At 33.1% G+C, this 1128-nt stretch carries 2 protein-coding genes; both read right to left on the reverse strand.

The window, feature by feature from the left end; translation table 11 throughout:
- Window positions 1-16 precede the first annotated feature (16 nt).
- The gene (locus tag EM932_RS20680) at window positions 17-592 is read right to left on the reverse strand and encodes an IS630 family transposase (RefSeq protein WP_317129386.1); all 576 of its coding nucleotides are present in this window, start codon (window positions 590-592) and stop codon (window positions 17-19) included.
- Window positions 573-1079 carry a helix-turn-helix domain-containing protein gene (locus tag EM932_RS20685; RefSeq protein ID WP_135879105.1) on the reverse strand — a complete coding sequence of 169 codons (507 nt, stop codon included), beginning with the start codon at window positions 1077-1079 and terminating at the stop codon, window positions 573-575. Before EM932_RS20685 ends, EM932_RS20680 begins: the two co-directional genes overlap by 20 nt.
- Window positions 1080-1128 lie beyond the last annotated feature (49 nt).

Consider the following 1128-nt stretch of genomic DNA (forward strand, 5'->3'; position numbering starts at 1 on the left):
TAATACCATTTCTGATTTAAAAATACTCAAAAAACATTTTAGAGAATAAAGAATTAGCTGCGATAGATTTTATGAGTTTTGGGTTCAGTTGGTTAACCATTTCTGTAATTTTCTCCTGTAATCTTTCCATATCATTGAAGAGTTTCATAGCCGTTTTAGATTTCATCCACTGCCATACTTTTTCGGCAGGATTAAGTTCTGGAGTATATGGAGGAATTCTTATAAGTTTTATGTTCTTAGGAATTATAATGTTTTGACACGCATGGAATCCTGCATTATCCATAATAATGATTTTGAATTCTTTCGGGTTTTGCTTACTAAAAGCATCAAGAAACCCTTCAAAAATAGAGTTAGATACCAATGGGGTTTCCCAGTAAAAGCTTTGTCCATTAATTGGCGAGAAGCATCCCCACAGCCATAACCACTTATAACTATGCTGATATTGCCCTATAGGCTTAATGCCTTTAGATACTAAAACTCGCTTTTGTTTGGTCATCAATCCAAAACGCGTTTCATCTTGAAAGTAAAGATTAACACTATCGTAATTATCTTTATTTAGACTGTCTCTAATATCACTGAACAGACGGGGCAGTTTTTTTAAAGGCCTCTACAGCCTGTTCATCTTTTCTGTGATGTGATTTTCTAGCTACTTTTAGCACACTTTTATGATGCGTTCTACAATGACTATAAAGTGTTTTATAGTTTAATAAGATACCGAAGTTGCATTCTATCCATTCCAATAGCTCAACATAACTAGTTATAGTAGTTGAAGGATTGGATAGCTGTTCTGCTAATGCTTGTTTTACATCTTGGGGAATTTCTTCTCTTCGAGACCCTCTACTTTTTACTTTTAAATAACCTGTTATACCATCTTGCTTATATAACTTAAGCCAATTGTAAATCGTTTTACGCTCACGCTTAAGTTTCTTGGCTAATTCATATGTATAAGTAACTTTACCTTGTTTGATTAGTAACAAGGCTTTGGCTCGCTGGTATTGCAGAAGTTGGCTCTGATTATTTAGTAGTGACTTTAGTTCAGACTCACTCTCTTTTATTTCTATATCTATTTGTTTTGCCATACTACAATATACAATTTATTGAGTAAATTAACAAAAGAAATGGTATAAA

Source organism: Flavivirga rizhaonensis, assembly GCF_004791695.1.
Lineage (GTDB): Bacteria > Bacteroidota > Bacteroidia > Flavobacteriales > Flavobacteriaceae > Flavivirga > Flavivirga rizhaonensis.